This is a genomic window from Alistipes timonensis JC136, from assembly GCF_900107675.1.
Taxonomy (GTDB): Bacteria; Bacteroidota; Bacteroidia; order Bacteroidales; family Rikenellaceae; genus Alistipes; species Alistipes timonensis.
Window position 1 is genome coordinate 181,417 of record NZ_FNRI01000001.1, and the last position, 16,526, is coordinate 197,942.

Consider the following 16,526-nt stretch of genomic DNA (forward strand, 5'->3'; position numbering starts at 1 on the left):
TAAGGTTAGTTGCGATAGGTTGATTTAAGATTATTCCGTAGTAGCCAATTTGTAGAGACATATTTTGGCGGGGGTAGTTACTACGCCGTCAGTTTTTTCTTCCTGAACATAGTAGGCCAGATAAGCTGTTCCTTCTTTCGTAAATTTGCATTCGAACTCATCGAAAACAGGTTCTGAACTGATCTGTATCGGAGCAGTCCAATCTTTTGTCTTCTCGTCGAGAGAAACAACTTGTAGTAGTTTGGCGTCGTTCGAATTTCTGTAGGCCATATATAACTTACCCAGAGGGCTTAATGCGATACGGCAGGTCCGTCCTGATGTATTTCCAGGGGACGGAATTACTGAGCCTATGCGATTGATCTCTTTCGTATTGGCATCGATTTTGAGGACCTGGGGGCTGTAATCATAGCAAATTCCGAGGTATATGTTACCGTCATCATCGATTACCATATCCGGGCAATAGAGAGAGAAAGAATGATATGTGGCTGGTTCTGCGCCGGGTTCGGAAGACGGATATGCATATTCTTCGATAAAGGTGCTCCACGTTCCGTTCTTATATGTATAAATAGAGAATGAATTCGGTGAGACGGGGTTCAATACGAACAGATACATTGTACCGTTTTTAGTTCGTGCGACGGGCCAATATCCTCTGGCTATACTGCGTCCGGGGATATCGCCGCTTGTTGTCCAAGAGCTACCGTCATAAGTGGCTACATCGATCTGTCTTCTTCTTGTACTCGGGCTTCTGTTGTCATTTACCGTGAATACAAATACTTTCCCGTCAATTGTGGTAATGGTAGGACCAGCCTGATTGGCTGTTCTTTCGATTGAATTGCAGATTTCAGTCCAGGCCCCGCCTGTTTTGGTGGCTACTGTCCCGTTCAGCGTCTCGCTTTCATAGAAGAATATATACGGTTGTCCGGCACTGCTGATGCCTAATCCGGGATATTGACCTTTCCGATTTGCCACGGTTTCGCTCGTGAACGTATTTCCATTCAATTTAGCGAATGTCACCGCATTTTCATTTGTCACGACAAGGCAAGGAAGATTGTCTGTTTGATCTATCTCCAGCCGAATGGAACTCGCATCCTGTTCCCACTCCGTGACCTTGGTCCATACGGCCTCCGGCAGTTCGCTGACCGTGACGGTGTAGAGGGCGTTCTTCTTGCCGAGGCTTACCAGATAGTCTACCGGGTCGGAGAAGTCGTTGGCCGTCGTGCCGCTGACCTGGGGCGTGCCGTTTACCGTCACCTTCGATTCGCCGTCGGCCGTTTCGAACGTCGCGACGAGCGCTGAGAGATCAGTGTCGGCCGGCACCTTCACGCTGATCGCCGTTCCGGAGATCGTGCCGGTGTAATCCTTCACCAGATAGTCGGGGTTATTTTCGGCTTTGAAACTGAATGCCGTGAGTTTGGCCTCGCCCGTCGGGCCTTCCTCTTCTCCGGTCTTGTCGTCGCCGCATCCTGCGGTGAACAACACCCCGAGGCAGCAAAGCATGGATAGGTACTTTTTCATAATGATATTGAATTAAAAGGTGGATAATTACATGTTGACTTTACGGATCGTATGCTGTCTCGACAGCTGGTCGGGACCCGGGAATCCGATCGTGAATCCGAGACTGGTGTTTTCGATGCGGATCGTGACCGAGTTGTCCTTCGAAGCATCGACCGCGTTGGGCAGCCAGCGGATGCGGATCGGCATGGAGTAAACGCCCGGCACGAAAACGATCTGGTTGCCGGTGGTCACACGCTCGAAATCGACGCCGGCCTTCAGCCCGTCGCCGACAGTGAACGAGTAGTCCACGACGAGGTTTTCGGTCAGCTCTTTCGAACTGAGACAGATGTTATACGTGCGTACGACGGTCGCCTGCGTCGATACGGTCGATGTGGCGGCATAAGCGGCGTCATCGGCTTGTATGACATAGACGAATGGGTGGTCGTAGGGCTCGTCCTTTTTGCAGGAGGAGAGCAGCAGGGCAGTTGCAACGGTCAGTATGAAACCTATTTTCTGAATCATAGTACTTGTTTTATGGGATGTTTGTCTATTCTGCACCTTCGTATCCGGGATTCTGCTTCATTGCGGAGTTGGAATCCATTTCCAACTGGCAGATCGGCAGCACGAAACGGTAGTCGGGATAAACGAGCGCCTTGGTCGTTGCCGGGGACGAATCGTCGCGCACCAGGTTTTGGTGGCGCCGTGCGATGTCCAGCAGGCGATGGCCCTCGAAGCAGAGTTCGCGCATGCGCTCCCGCTCGATCAGGGCGTTCAGCTCATTCTGCCCGGAGTATTCCAGCACGATATCGTCTGCCGACTTGTTCGTTGCGCGGGCGATCAGTGCCTTCAGGTCGGCGGCGGCCCCGTCGAGATCGGGGTTTTCGCGGTTGCAGAGCGCTTCGGCGCGGATCAGGTACATCTCCGAGCAACGCAGTACAAAGGGATCGCTGTGGCCGTTGAGGCCTTTGTTGTCCTTTTTGTATTTGTCGTTGACGTAGTATTTTACGCAGGCGTCCATTTCGTATCCGTGCGTGCCGTCATCATAGCCTTCATAAATCGGGTCGTAGTGCAACAGCCGCAGGCGCCGGATATCGTTGGGATCGTCGAACTGTGCCAGCAGTTTGGCCGATGGTACGGCCTTCGGCGAATTCGAAGGATTGTAGAGATTGCTTATCGACGACGATTTGTCGTAACCGCTCATCCGGAGTATCGTCTCTTTGCCTTTGTTCTCGTGCGGGTAGCGGAACATCATTTCGTAGTCGGCATAGGGCGTCAGCGGCACCTTCGCGATGACTTCCGAGGCATATTGTTCGGCCAGGCCGTAGTTGCCCATGTAGAGGTAGACACGGGCCAGCAATGCCCGGCATGCCGTTGCCGAAGCGTAATAGACGTCGGAGTCTCCCGTCTTGCCGAGTGTGGTCAATGCCGTAGTGATATCCTCGATAATCCGGGCGTATGCCTGCTGCAGGGTACTGCGGTAGATTGTGTCGTTGAAACTCATCGGGCGCAGGGGCAGGGGAATGCCCAGGTGCGAAGCGTCCGCCGTGTAGGTGTAAGTCTGGCAATAGGCATTGCAAAGGTTCAGGAACATCAGCGCACGGATGAAGTAGGCATGTGCGATGATCCGGTCGATCTCGGCCGTATCGTCCGGATAGTCGTCCTTCAGGTTGGGGCCGTAATGGATGATGTTGTTGGCGTTGGTGACCACGTTGTAAGCTCCTCGCCAGACCAGCCGCGGATAACCGGCATTGTCTTCGGGCAGTGCCAGGAAGTTGTAGATGTCCGTTTGGGCTTCTCCGGCATTGGGGGTTGTATCCGCCAGGTCGCTCGCCAGGTCGGGGTAATTGACCGCGTAGTCGTCGTAAAACGAGTAGGTGGCGCTGTACATGCCGTAGTATGCACTCTGCAGTCCCGTAAGTTCCGCGAAAAAGGACGATATGGTGCTTTTGCCGATGTCCTCGACTTCGAGGAAGCTGCTGCAGCCGGCCGAGCCGGCCAGCAGGCCCGTAGCCAAAATGTAAGTCGTTATTCGTTTCATATGCTCGGGTGTCAGAAGGTTATGGAAAGATTTGCCGAATAGGTCGAGGTCATCGGGTATCCGGAATTCATGATCGTCTTGTAGCTGTTTTCTCCGTGCTTTTGATCGGGGGTCCAGAGGTAAACGTTATCGCCGACCAACGAGACGCTCATAGCCTCCATCCGCAGTTTTTTGCACAACTGCTTCGGAAAATGGTAAGTCAGCGCAATGTTCTGCAGGCGGATATTGGTCATACGGTGCAGGAAACGGTCGGTATAGGAGGTCGATTTCATATCGTTCTTGTAGGCAACCCGGGGATTGATGGCCAGTTCACCCGGCTTTTTCCAGTGGTTCAACGCTTCGACCGGTGCGTTCGCCTCTATGATCTCATAGCCTGAATTCAGGGTATAGCGGTCCAGGGAGGTGTATTGCCAGCCGCCTATCGTGTAATTCAGCATGAAGCGCAGAGACAGTCCTTTCCACCGCAGGATGTTGGTCATACTGCCGTATAGGGCCGGGTTGGGAGTCCGTCCGTCCGAGACACGGTTGTCGTAGGAGTATACTTTGGTGATGTTGCCGCGTTTGTCATACCACATGGGCTGTCCGTCGGCCGGGTCGATACCGGCCCAGCGTATCAGGCACCATTCGTTTTTGGCGCGGCCCTCTTCCCAGACGCGCTCTCCGAAACTTCGGGTGATGCCTTCGTACAGGGACAGGATCTTGTTCTGGTTGTGGGCGATGTTCAGTTCGGTCTGCCAGGAGAAATCCTTGTGGACGATGTTCGCCGAGGTGATGACGATTTCGTAACCCCGGTTGCGCATTTTGCCGACGTTGCGCATTACGGCGTCCTCGGAGATGATCGACGACACGCGGCTCTGGGTCAGCATATCGGTCGTGAGGTTGTTGTAGAACTCGACGTCGACCATTACGCGCTTGTAAAGTCCGATGCTGAGTCCCACATTCGTCATGTAGGTTCTCTCCCACGTAAGTCCCGGATTGGGTACGGCGCTCTGCATGGCGCCGACATTGCCCTGGTAGGAGTAGCTTGCCGTAAGGCTGTAAGTGCCGTGCGCCGACGAGGTATCTACGCGCGAATTGCCGCTGGTACCATACGAAGCCTTAATTTTCAGCGTATCGAAGATGTCGTTCTGGAAAAATTTCTCGTTGTGGATGCTCCAGCCTGCGCCTATGGATGCGTAGGTCGCCCAGCGGGAGTATTCGCCGAACGCGGAGAATCCCTGGCGCCGGATGTTTACCGTTGCGTAATAACGGTTGTCGTAGGAGTAGGAGGCCTGTCCCAGATAGGAGAGCGAACGGGAATAATTCGTGTTGCTCGATCCGCTGACATTGGCCGAGGGAACGTAGGCCACTTCCTTGATCTGGTCGTTGATGAAGTCGTAACCGGAGACGTTGAGATTCCGGTGCTCCTCGTGCTTGAACTCGATACCTGCCAGCGCGCCTACGCGGTGTTTGCCGAAACTCCGGTCGAAATTGATGCGGCTGACGCTCGCCCAGTTCAGGTTGAAAACGCCGCTTCGCCGTGAAATTCCGGCCGGTTCATTGGCATAGTATCCCGACAGGTTGGTACGGGCATAGTACAGCGCTTCGTAGGTTCCGATATAGTTGGTAACGAACTGCGTGGTGGCCGAAAGGCCTTTGATGGGCTCCCATTTGAGCGAGGCGTTCATGCTGGCGTTCAGCGTCCGCTGGCGGTTGTCGTTCTGGTCGCGTTCGGGAAGGTCGTTGTCGTAGAATTTTACCAGAGAGGGCTTGTATTCGTAAAAGTTGTCCCGGCTGTAATAGTTGTACAGCCGGTAGGTGTGGCCGTCGTTCTCATAAGGCGAAAAGATCGGCAGCGTTTCATAATAGGTGCGCGTCGACGGGAACGTGTCGTTGATGTTGTAGGTTCCGTTGAGGTTCAGCGAGGCCTCGAGGCCCGGAAAGAACGTATAACTCGAATTGGAACGCAGGGATATGCGCTGTTGCTTGTTGCCTTTCAGGATCATGTCTTCGGTGTAATAACCTGCCGAGACATAGTTCGTCATCCGTTTGGTGCCGCCGCTGGCGCTCAGGTCCACCTGGAACGTCTGGCCCGTATCGAGGTAGTATTTGTGCCATTGGGTATCGGTCGTGGAGTAGCTGTTGTACTCGTTGTCCTGATAGGGAAAGGCGGAGATCGGGTAACCGGCATTGGTCCACGCTTCCCGGGCATATTCCATATACTGCGAAGCGTTGAGCATCTTGTAACGGGTGCTTTCGTTTGCGAACGCGATGCCGTATTTGAAGCTGACGTTGATGTTGGTCTTCTCCGCCCGGCCTTTCTTGGTGGTGATGAGGATTACGCCGTTAGCGCCGTCGGCGCCGTAAAGGGCCGTAGTCGAAGCGTCTTTGAGCACCGTGATGGATTCGATGTCGTTGGGGTTCATGAACGAGAGGGGACTGATGGTGTACTCGGTCCCGATGCTCAGTCCGGTGATCCCTCCCGTGTAAATGGGTGCTCCGTCGACGACCCATAAGGGTTCGTTCGAGGCGCTGAGCGACGCATCGCCGCGGATGCGCACGGTCAGGCGTGCGCGCATGCTTTCGTCGCTGTTGTTGAATCCCTTCGACACCTGCATGCCCGGCACCATGCCGTCGAGCAGGTTGTCGACGCGGCTTACGGGCATCAGTTCCAGTTTTTTGGCATTTACCTGATAGGCGCTGCCGACCAGATTTTCACGGCGCTGGACGACGCCGTAGCCCGTCACGACGACCTCGCCGATCTCCGTGTCTGGTTCGAGTTTGATTTTGAGCGAATTTTGGGTGGTGATCCCGATCTCGCGGCTCTTCATGCCTACATAGGAGACCGCGAGGATGACAACCTTGCCCGTATTGGGGATCGTCAGCGTGAATTTTCCGTCTGTGCCGGTGTGAATGCCTCTCGAAGTGCCTTTGATCATGACCGTTGCACCGATCAAAGGGACGCCTTGCGCGTCGAAGATTTGTCCGCTGATGTTGCGGGTCGCACTTTGGGATGTCTGTGCCTCGTTCGACCCTGTCGCGGTGTTACCTAATGCGGAGGATGAATTTTCCCCCCCCCCCTTGCCGGGGTTGCGACAGAAACCGTCAGGGCACACACAAGAAACAGGAGATGCCGCATGCTGCAACTATACCCTGTGTTGGTCGCCGTAAAAGTTTCCTTCATAGTTTAATAAATAAAGGTATTGATTCTGTTTGCCGCCCTGAATCCGGTCGTTTCCGGGGCGTCTGTTTCTACAAAAATAGGCAAAAAAGCGTGAACTAAAGTCCTGAGAGAGATAAAAAAACACGCGTTGTAACAATAAATACGAACATAATACGTTATGGTTTCCGTTTGTGCGAAAAAATGGCTCCCGGTCTTACGGATTGTAAGCGCCGGGAGCCGTTGTGTCGGAACTCGAAGCGGAGTCCCTTTACAGGTTGTGCGACAGCGGGGCAGGGACCGTGCCGCTCAGGTCGTAGCCGCCCCAGCGGGCGGCGATTTCGTCGAGCGTCGTGAACAACTCGTCGGTGTCGAGCGATGTCACCAGTTTCAGTCGCGTGGGTTTGAAGTCGGGCAGACCTTTGAAATAGTTCGTCAGGTGGCGTCGCATTTCGAGGATGCCGATATGGTCGCCTTTGATCTCCAACGACTTCTGCAAATGCTCCTTGGCGATGGCGACCCGTTCCGTGACCGACGGCTGGGGCATTACCTCGCCCGTTGCGAGATAGTGCTTCACTTCGCGGAATATCCACGGCCGGCCGTAGGTCGCGCGGCCGATCATCACGCCGTCCACGCCGTAGCGGTCGAACATCTCTTTGGCTTTCGGGCCCGAATCGACGTCGCCGTTGCCGATGATCGGAATGTGTATCCGCGGGTTGTTCTTCACCCGTCCGATCAGCGTCCAATCCGCCTCACCGCGGTACATCTGGGCCCGCGTGCGGCCGTGGATCGTAAGCGCCGCAATGCCCACGTCCTGTAACCGCAGGGCTATCTCTTCGATGTTTTTTGATTCGTCGTCCCATCCCAGGCGGGTTTTCACCGTCACGGGCGTCTTCACCGCCGCGACGATCTGCCGCGTCATTTCGACCATCAGCGGTACGTCGCGCATCATGCCCGATCCGGCGCCGCGCCCGGCGATCTTCTTCACCGGACAACCGAAATTGATGTCGATAATGTCGGGCCGGGCGGCCTCGGCCATCCGCGCCGCCTCGACCATCGGTTCGATCAGATGGCCGTAAATCTGGATGCCCACGGGGCGTTCCGCGTCGTCGATTTCGAGTTTTTTGAGCGACTTGGCCGCGTCGCGGATCAGCCCGTCCGAGGAGATGAACTCCGTGTAGACCACGTCGGCCCCGAACCGCTTGCACATGTAGCGGAACGACGGATCGGTCACGTCCTCCATCGGCGCCAGCAGCAGGGGGCGTTCACCCAACTCTATGTCTGCGATTTTCATAACTGTTCCTGTTGATCGAATGTAACCAGAACTTTGTCGATGCGCGCCCCGTCCATATCCACGATCTCGAATGTGAAGCCGTTCCACGACAACTTTTCGCCCGTGGCCGGGATATGCGCCAACTGCTCGAGGATCAGGCCGCTGACGGTGTTGTAGGCATTGTGCTGGAATACCTCCTCGAGCCCGAACCAGGCGAGAAAGTCGTAGTAGGGACACTGCCCGTCCACGAGACAGCTGCCGTCGTCGCGCCGCACGATGTCGGGTTCCTCGCGCGGGTCGGGGAGTTCGCCGACGAGCGCTTCGAAGATGTCTTTCAGGGTGATGATGCCGCGCGTGACGCCGAATTCGTCACAGATGATGCCGTATCCCAACTGCTCGCTGCGCAGTTGCTCGAGGGCGTTGTAGACCTCGAATCCCTCGTGGAAGAATTTTCCGGGAGTCAGCAGCGTGCGCAGGTCGAACGTGGGGGTATTGAGGTGCAGAAAGAGGTCTTTGAGGTAGACCACGCCCAACAGTTTGTCCAGATTGCCGTCGCCGACGGGGTAGCGGTTGTGCGGCGCGCGGGCGACGACTTCGCGGATTTCGTCGGCCGTCATCGACACGTCGATCCACACCAGGTCGCTGCGGTGGGTCATGATCGATTCCACCGTGCGGTCGCCCAGCGAGAAGACGCGCCCCATGATTTTCTGTTCGACCTCCTGCACTTCGCCGTCTTCGGCGCCCTCCTGGATGATCGAGCGTATCTCGGCCTCGGTGACCTTGCTCTCGGCCTTGTGCAGGCCCAGCAGGCGGGTGACGCCCGCCGTGCTCTTGGAGAGCAGCCATACGAAAGGCGACGTCACGACCGAAAGCGCCCGCATGGGGCGTGCGACGATCTTGGCGGCCTTTTCCGCAGCGTTCATGCCGATGCGCTTGGGCACCAGTTCGCCGAAGATGATCGTGAGGTAGGTGACCACGATGATGATCGTGACCTGCGCCGTGACGGTCGCTGCGCGCAGCGGAATGCCGAGTTCGGCCAGTTCCTTGCCGAATTTGGCGGCCAGCGTGTCCCCCGAATAGATACCCGTGAGGATACCGATGAGCGTGATGCCGATCTGTACGGTCGAAAGGAAACGGTCGGGGTCTTTGGCCAGCTTCAAAGCCTGGCGGGCCCCTGCGCTGCCCTGACGGGCCTGCATTTCCAGATTCGAACGGCGGGCCGAGATCAGCGCGATCTCCGACATGGCGAAAAGCCCGTTGAGCAGGATCAGCAGCAGAATGACGAGTATTTCCATGGAATGTCTGGTCGGTTTACCCGGCAAATATACGGATTGTTTCAGAATATATAGGGGCCGGGAATTGATTATTCGGCGAAAAACCTTAAATTTGCAGGCAAAAATCAATTCGGACATGAATATCGAGACCTTTATTTCGGATGCGGTCCGCCGTTCGGTGGAGGCGCTTTACGGAGAGCTCGGCGACGAGCAGCTGCAGATTCAGAAGACCCGCAAGGAGTTCGAGGGCGACTATACCCTCGTGACGTTTCCGCTGCTGCGACGAAGCCGCAAGTCGCCTGAGGCCACCGCGACCGAGATCGGAGAATATATGACGGCCAACATCGCGGAGATCAGTGCGTTCAACGTGATCAAAGGCTTCCTGAACCTCTCGCTCGACAGCCGGTTCTGGGCAGCCCGCTTTGCCGAGATCGTTGCCGACGAAGCCTTCGGGCAGGCTCCTGCGACGGGGCGCACGGTGATGGTCGAATACTCGTCGCCCAACACCAACAAGCCGCTGCACCTGGGGCATATCCGCAACAACCTGCTGGGTTATTCCGTGGCGCAGATTCTTAAAGCCAACGGCCATACGGTCCTCAAAGCCAATTTGGTGAACGACCGCGGCATCCATATCTGCAAGTCGATGCTGGCGTGGAAACTCTACGGCAACGGCGAGACGCCCGCTTCGACGGGCATGAAGGGCGACCACCTCGTGGGCAAGTACTACGTGGAGTTCGACAAACATTACAAGGCTCAGATCAAAGAGCTCATGGCGCAGGGACAGTCGGAGGAGGACGCCAAGAAGAACGCCCCGATCATGCGCGAGGCGCAGGAGATGCTGCGCAAGTGGGAGGCCAAAGACCCTGAGGTCTATTCGCTGTGGGAAACGATGAACGGCTGGGTATACGAAGGCTTCGACGTGACCTACAAGGCGCTGGGCGTCGATTTCGATAAGGTTTACTATGAATCGCAGACCTATCTGCTGGGCAAGGCGCTGGTGGACGAGGGGCTTGAAAAGGGTGTTTTCTACCGCCGCCCCGACAACTCGGTGTGGATCGACCTTACGGCCGACGGACTCGACGAAAAATTGCTGCTGCGCGGCGACGGCACGTCGGTCTATATGACGCAGGACCTCGGCACGGCTTTCCGCCGCTTCGAGGACAACAAGCTCGACGACATGATCTACGTCGTGGGTAACGAACAGAACTACCATTTCCAGGTGTTGAAGCTGGTGCTCAAAAAATTGGGCTATGCCGACTGGAGCGACCATATCACCCACTTGTCCTACGGCATGGTGGAGCTTCCCGAAGGTAAGATGAAGTCGCGCGAGGGTACGGTGGTCGATGCCGACGACCTGATCGAAGGCATGGTCTCGACGGCCCGCGAGATGTCTGCCGAGCTGGGTAAACTGGACGGATGTACGGAGGAGGAGGCGAACGCCGTCTCGACGATGGTCGGATTGGGCGCCCTCAAATACTTCATCCTTAAAGTAGACCCCAAGAAGACGATGCTGTTCGATCCCCGCGAGTCGATCGACTTCAACGGCAATACGGGGCCTTTCATCCAATACACCCACGCGCGTATCCGCTCGATCCTGCGCAAGGCCGCCGAGGCGGGTATCGACTTCGGGGGAGTTGCTGCCGCCGACTACCTGCCCGAGGAGATCGACCTGGTGAAGACGCTGACCGAATATCCTTCGGTCGTAGCCGCCGCGGGCGAGAATTTTGCGCCGTCGATCATCGGGGCCTACGTCTACGAGCTGGCCAAGCAGTTCAACGGCTACTACCACGACCACTCGATCCTCAAAGAGGAGAACGCCGACGTGCGGCGAATGCGCCTCCAGTTGGTCCGGCAGGTCGCCCGCGTCATCCGCAGCGGCATGAAGCTGCTGGGCATCGATGTTCCCGAGCGGATGTAAACCGGTTGAAAGGTATCCGTTATGCCTAAGGGCCGCATCGTCAGATGCGGCCTTTTTTGTCGGCTCTCGTTCGGCGGGGACGGAGGGTGTTATACGATTTTTCCAAAAAATGCGACTAAATTGTCATTGTTCGGAACGGAGGCTGAAAGTTGTTCGATAATCGTTTTATTTGTGAAACCTAAAACGTTATCGCTATGCAAATCAAACAATTTCAATGGCTAATTTGGGCAGCAGCAATTTCTGTTGCCGTTTCATGTGCTAAATCGTCCGCTTCGGGCGAGGATAACCCGGGCGTGCCGGTTCCCCCCCCCCCTCCGGGTTTTCGACCTCGGGAGGGTCGATTCGCTCAATAATGTAAGTAATTATGCGTCGGGCGTAGTTTCCCGGGAGGACGGGTCCATGACGATAACCCTCCTGCGGGACGGTGAATTCATAGAGGTTTCCCCGGAGGATTTGAAATCCGGGCTGAAAGTCGAAGACAAGGGCCGCTATTTCCTGTTTTCCATGCCGGGAAAGGATGATGTCGTGCTCGGCAGCGACATCACGATGCCGTATAATCCGCCGTTGCGCAGGATTGAAGCGGGCGGAACGCTCGATATTCTCTGTATCGGCAACAGCCTTACGGCCGATGCCGTGGAGCATCTTCCGAGGATGTTGAAGGGAATGGGTATCGGCAATGTCAATATCGACGTGATCTATCACGGGGGATGGTCGCTCCTGAACCACTGGAATAATTTCCGGAACACGAAGTGTTCCCGTTATGTCTACGAAGCGGGCAACGACGACTGGACGGAATTCAATCCGAATCTGCTGGATGACTGCGGTGCGGATGTTCTCGCATTGCGGGAATACGATGTCGTGACTTTGCAGGACGACACGAGGACCAATTGCAGCGGATGGTCCGAAGAGGGCCGGACCGCTTTTCTCGAAATGGTCGACTGCATACAGCATGCACGGCCGGCGCATCGTCCGAGTATCGTCTATTTCGCCCCTCATTGTCCCGCCGCCAAGCTGTATACCACCCATAACACGATCCTGTGGGAGCTGTTCGACGGAGATCAGGGCAAATGTTTCGAAGCGTTTCTCGCCCAGATGCGGGAAGTGACCTCCCGGACGCCTGTCGATCTGTTTTTCTCGAATGCGACTGCCGTGCAGAATCTTCGCACTTCGGAACTCAATGAGAATCATCCGCTCGATCTCAGCCGCGACGGCACCCATTCCGATTACGGCGTCACGCGCTTCTGCGAATCGGCCCTGTTTTTCCAGTATGTCCTGAAACCGTTTCTCGGAGCGGACATCTCGGAGTGCCGTTATGCTTTCGGCAAGAGTGACGACACTCCGGGCAAATGTTCGACCCCGGTCGATGACCGGACCCGGCCGATAGCGGTCGAAGCGGCCCTGAACGCTCTTAAAACGCCCTTCGAGGTCACGAGGATGTCCGAAGAGAAGCCTCCGGTCGAGGGGCTGGTGAATTATGTCCTGAAACTTTGCGATTATCCCATTTCCCTGGAAGATGCGCCCGGAGGTGTCTGTACGATCAAAAAAGCCGGTGCTCCCGCGGGGATTGACTGGGAGGTTTCGGGCGAGGCCCATGACAAGTTCGTAATTCTCAACGGCAGCGCCAACGGGCGCTATAAGATCGGAGCCAATGCCGACTATGTGGACCCGTTTGTCATGAAGACGAGCGGACTTGCCGGAAAGAAGATCTCAAAGGTTTCCGTTTGGATGTCGAGCGGAGTGAAGGAGAAACCCTCGCGCGTGTCCGTCAGCGTTGGAGGGCGGGAGTATCTTCCTCCTACGGAGGCCGCCGTCAGCACGACGGCCGTGAAGAATACGGGCTTTGAGTATTCAGCCGACTGCGGCTCATCCACGGAAGGGGAGGTCGAGATAACGATCCGTTCGACTGCTGCTTTCTACATCTACAAAATTTACATCGATTACGAGCAGGAGTAGGGAGTTTTCGCCGCAGACTGGCGTCGTCGGCCGTGGTACGAATCTTGCGAGGGTGACGGCAGAAATAACCAACACCATTTTTAGCGTGAAAACAATCGTATCTACATTCGCTCTTTCTCTCGCGTTGTGCGCCGCTGCCGGGGCGACGGCCCAGACCAAAAGTGCGGTGGCGGCGCCTGCGGCCGATACCGTATTGCTGTCGGAGACTACCGACGGAGACTACATCGTCCGCAGATTTCTGGTCAAAAGCCGGAACGACACCGATTATTCGGTCCGTTACCGGATCAACCTGGCGACGCTCAACGCTGCGCTCAGCGGCAATTCGAAGGAGCTTGACGAGCTCAATGCCTTCGTCGGCGACCTGACCAAAGACACATTGAAGCAGGTCGGCGCGGTGACCATCACGGGCTATTCGTCGCCCGACGGACCCGTGAAGTTCAACGAGGCGCTGGCCGCCCGTCGTGCCAACGATTTCAAAGCCTATCTCGACCGGAAGTACGGCTTTTCGAAGAAGTACAAAGTGACGGTGAACTCCGTCGCCGAGGATTGGGAGATGTGCCGCACGCTGGTCGCCCAGTCGTCCGTACCCGATAAGCAAGCCGTGCTGGGCATTCTCGACGGTCGGCAGTCCCCGGACCAAAAGGAGCTGTCACTGAAGAAGATGACCGCCGCATGGGACTATATGAAGGAGCATATCCTGCCGCCGTTGCGCCGCGTCGAGTTGACGATCGACTATAAGGTCAACAGCATCGTCGAACAGCGCACGCTGATCCCCAAACCGAAACCGGCCCCGCAGCCTGCGCAGCCCGCAGAGCCCTATGTGGTCGTCGACGAGCAGGTGAACGGCATTATCGTCGAGATGCCCAACGAGCATGAGTATAAGAAAGAGGTGCGCGAGGAGTCCCGTGAGGCCCGCAAGGAGGCCCGTGCCGCTGAGAAAATCGCCAGACACGAAGCCCGTGAAGCCCAGAAGATAGTCCGCGCACAGGAAAAGGCCGCCAAGAAGATTGCCAAAAAGGAGGCCAAGGCCGCCAAGAAGGCCGAGAAAGCCGCCAGAAAGACTTATAAGGACCTCGAAAAAATGTAGCGAAAAAAGATCCCGAATTTTCGGGATCTTTTTTTGTCCGTCCCTCGTCCGGGATTATTTCCCGGAGCCGCAGCCTGAAAATGTTTGATAATCCGAAAGGTTTTACTACCTTTGCCGAAGCAAAAATTCTAAAATCTACCGAATATGGCAAATTTACGCGTTCTGAAAAAGGAGATTGATTACCGCCTCGAAGAGGTTGTTTTCGACTGCGATATGGCTATCTGTTTCCAGCCTTCGAAAGAGAAGGAGATCTTCGAGGTGATGCAGGAGGCCGTTGCCGTGCGCAATGACTTGTTCGCCAAGGCGATGAATCCTGCCGAACCGCACAATCCGTCGCTCGTCCGCAAGCACTATGCTGCACTGCGCGCCGAGATGGACGATGTTTTCGGCAAGCTCTTCGAGAAGCTGAGCAAGATCAACGGCCAGAAATAATTTTTCTGCCCGCCCTGAACGGCGAGGGGCAATGTTCAAGCGGGGTAACGATCCGGAAATCGTGGCCCCGCTTTTTTCGTATCCGCGAAATCGATTTTGCATTCCGGGAATTTATGCCTATTTTTACCCGTTATTCCGCCTGAAATTCCACTGAATCCGATTATGAAAATCCGTTTGCCGCTTTTTCTGACGCTCCTGCTGTTTGCGATCCTTCCGGTCGGGGCGCAGCCGGAGGGGAATCTCGGAAAACAACTCCGCGAACTCGACCGGGTCATTGCCAACCGGGAGGTCTATGCGGCGCGGCGCGAGGGGCAGTTCGAAGAGATCAAACGCCGCCTTGCCCACGGCAGCCTCTCTCCGGAGGAGCGGTTTGCCGATTATGGCCGGCTGTTCAACGAATACCTTTCGTTCCAGATAGACACGGCTATCCATTATGCCCTGCTGAAGAAGGAGCTGGCGCTCGGGACCGGCGACAGCCTGAAGATACTCGAAACGGACCTTAACCTCGCGCAGATTTATTCCATTGCCGGATTGAACCAGGATGCGTTCGAGATACTCAATGCCATGTCGACCCGGCATTTTACCCCTTTCCTGCGCAGTTATTACCACAACATATACAGTATCCTCTACGAGAACGTCTACCAGTCGATCGACAATCCCGAACTCAAGCGGCACCACTACGAACTCCTGCACGACGCCTATACGAACCTGCTCGGATCGCAGTCGCCCGATGAGGATGGCAGCAGCTACTACTACACGAAAGCCAACCTGCTGAATCTCGAAAACCGTCATTCCGAGGCGCGTGAATGGCTGGAGACGAATGCCGAACGCATGAATACAGATATGCGCGAGGAGGCCATCTATTACTACCTGCTGGCCGAAACCTGCATTCACGGCGGTGGGACGCGCGAAGAGGCAGAACGCTTCTATGTCCGCTCGGCTATCATCGACCTGGAGACCGGTATCAAGGAGTACGTTTCACTCCACCGGCTGGCGCAGATGCTCTATGCCGACGGCGAGATCAACCGGGCTTACCGCTATCTGAAGGTGGCCCTCGAGGATGCCAACTACTGCAATTCGCAGAAACGGCTGGTCAAGGTGTCGCAGCTGCTGCCGATCATCGACAACGACTATCAGATACGCCGTAACCGCCAGCAGCGCAATCTTTACATCAGCCTTTCCTTCCTGGCCCTGCTGGTGGTGTTGCTCATTGCGGCACTTACCTATATTAATAAGCTTTACCGGAACAACCGCCGGGTGGGGCTTCGGCTGGTGGCCCTGAATAACGAACTGAAAGAGCTGAATAGTCATCTTAGCGAGTCGAACCTCATCAAGCAGACCTATATCGTACGGTATATGGATTTCTGCCTGAGTTATATCGACCAGATGGATTCGCGCCTCAAGCGCATCGCGCGTCTGCTCGACGGCAACAACCGTGACGCGCTGCGCAAGGCGCTGGACCCGGCGGCGTTTGCCCGTGAGAACCTCGAACTGTTCTACAACAATTTCGACATCACCTTTCTGAAACTCTTTCCGTCGTTTGTGGAGGAATACAATAAACTGCTGAAGCCCTCCGAACGCATCGTGCTGAAGGCTCCCGACGCACTCACCACCGAACTGCGCATCTATGCGCTCGTCCGGCTGGGTATCACCGATAGCGTGCAGATCGCGCAGTTCCTACATTGTTCGCTCTCGACGGTTTACAACAACCGGACCTCGGCCCGCAACAAGGCTTGTGTGGACCGCAGCCGCTTCGAACATTTCGTCGCCCGCATCGGCATTGCCGAGGAGATCGGCATCGATGGGCTGAAATAGTCCGGGGACGGTTTTTGCCGCTACCGGGAACGCTACCGATATGAATCGGTTGTGTTTATTCATATTGTTGATTATCAGTCGAATTCTTCGAAAAAATCACTAC

11 protein-coding genes are annotated in these 16,526 nt (G+C 55.8%); 5 read left to right on the top strand and 6 right to left on the bottom strand.

Annotation, left to right across the window (positions count from 1 at the left end):
* Window positions 1–30 precede the first annotated feature (30 nt).
* From BLU78_RS00700 to BLU78_RS00725, 6 genes are all read right to left on the bottom strand, one after another.
* Window positions 31–1,515: a hypothetical protein gene (locus tag BLU78_RS00700; protein ID WP_026020564.1), complete on the bottom strand. Its 1,485-nt coding sequence runs from the start codon at window positions 1,513–1,515 to the stop codon at window positions 31–33.
* A 27-nt stretch (window positions 1,516–1,542) separates the two neighbouring features.
* The gene (locus BLU78_RS00705; RefSeq protein ID WP_010259211.1) at window positions 1,543–2,016 is read right to left on the bottom strand and encodes a hypothetical protein; all 474 of its coding nucleotides are present in this window, start codon (window positions 2,014–2,016) and stop codon (window positions 1,543–1,545) included.
* A gap of 25 nt (window positions 2,017–2,041) precedes the next feature.
* Window positions 2,042–3,532 carry a RagB/SusD family nutrient uptake outer membrane protein gene (locus BLU78_RS00710; RefSeq protein ID WP_026020566.1) on the bottom strand — a complete coding sequence of 497 codons (1,491 nt, stop codon included), beginning with the start codon at window positions 3,530–3,532 and terminating at the stop codon, window positions 2,042–2,044.
* A gap of 11 nt (window positions 3,533–3,543) precedes the next feature.
* The gene (locus BLU78_RS00715) at window positions 3,544–6,627 is read right to left on the bottom strand and encodes a SusC/RagA family TonB-linked outer membrane protein (RefSeq protein ID WP_074711957.1); all 3,084 of its coding nucleotides are present in this window, start codon (window positions 6,625–6,627) and stop codon (window positions 3,544–3,546) included.
* A 315-nt stretch (window positions 6,628–6,942) separates the two neighbouring features.
* Window positions 6,943–7,965, bottom strand: a complete 1,023-nt coding sequence (gene dusB, locus BLU78_RS00720) for a tRNA dihydrouridine synthase DusB (protein ID WP_020692605.1) — start codon at window positions 7,963–7,965, stop codon at window positions 6,943–6,945.
* Window positions 7,962–9,239: a hemolysin family protein gene (locus BLU78_RS00725; protein WP_010259223.1), complete on the bottom strand. Its 1,278-nt coding sequence runs from the start codon at window positions 9,237–9,239 to the stop codon at window positions 7,962–7,964. Before BLU78_RS00725 ends, dusB begins: the two co-directional genes overlap by 4 nt.
* A gap of 115 nt (window positions 9,240–9,354) precedes the next feature.
* On the opposite strand from BLU78_RS00725, the gene argS reads away from it, so the two are divergent.
* The 5 genes from argS to BLU78_RS00750 all read left to right on the top strand — a co-directional run bounded on the left by argS (window position 9,355) and on the right by BLU78_RS00750 (window position 16,423).
* Window positions 9,355–11,136 carry an arginine--tRNA ligase gene (argS, locus tag BLU78_RS00730; protein WP_010259225.1) on the top strand — a complete coding sequence of 594 codons (1,782 nt, stop codon included), beginning with the start codon at window positions 9,355–9,357 and terminating at the stop codon, window positions 11,134–11,136.
* Between the two features lie 399 nt (window positions 11,137–11,535).
* The gene (locus tag BLU78_RS00735; RefSeq protein WP_020692603.1) at window positions 11,536–13,089 is read left to right on the top strand and encodes a DUF4886 domain-containing protein; all 1,554 of its coding nucleotides are present in this window, start codon (window positions 11,536–11,538) and stop codon (window positions 13,087–13,089) included.
* A gap of 85 nt (window positions 13,090–13,174) precedes the next feature.
* The gene (locus BLU78_RS00740; RefSeq protein WP_231290701.1) at window positions 13,175–14,176 is read left to right on the top strand and encodes a hypothetical protein; all 1,002 of its coding nucleotides are present in this window, start codon (window positions 13,175–13,177) and stop codon (window positions 14,174–14,176) included.
* A gap of 144 nt (window positions 14,177–14,320) precedes the next feature.
* On the top strand, window positions 14,321–14,608 hold the full coding sequence (locus BLU78_RS00745) for a hypothetical protein (protein ID WP_010259231.1): 288 nt from the start codon (window positions 14,321–14,323) through the stop codon (window positions 14,606–14,608).
* A gap of 162 nt (window positions 14,609–14,770) precedes the next feature.
* On the top strand, window positions 14,771–16,423 hold the full coding sequence (locus BLU78_RS00750; protein ID WP_010259233.1) for a DUF6377 domain-containing protein: 1,653 nt from the start codon (window positions 14,771–14,773) through the stop codon (window positions 16,421–16,423).
* The last annotated feature ends 103 nt before the right edge of the window (window positions 16,424–16,526 follow it).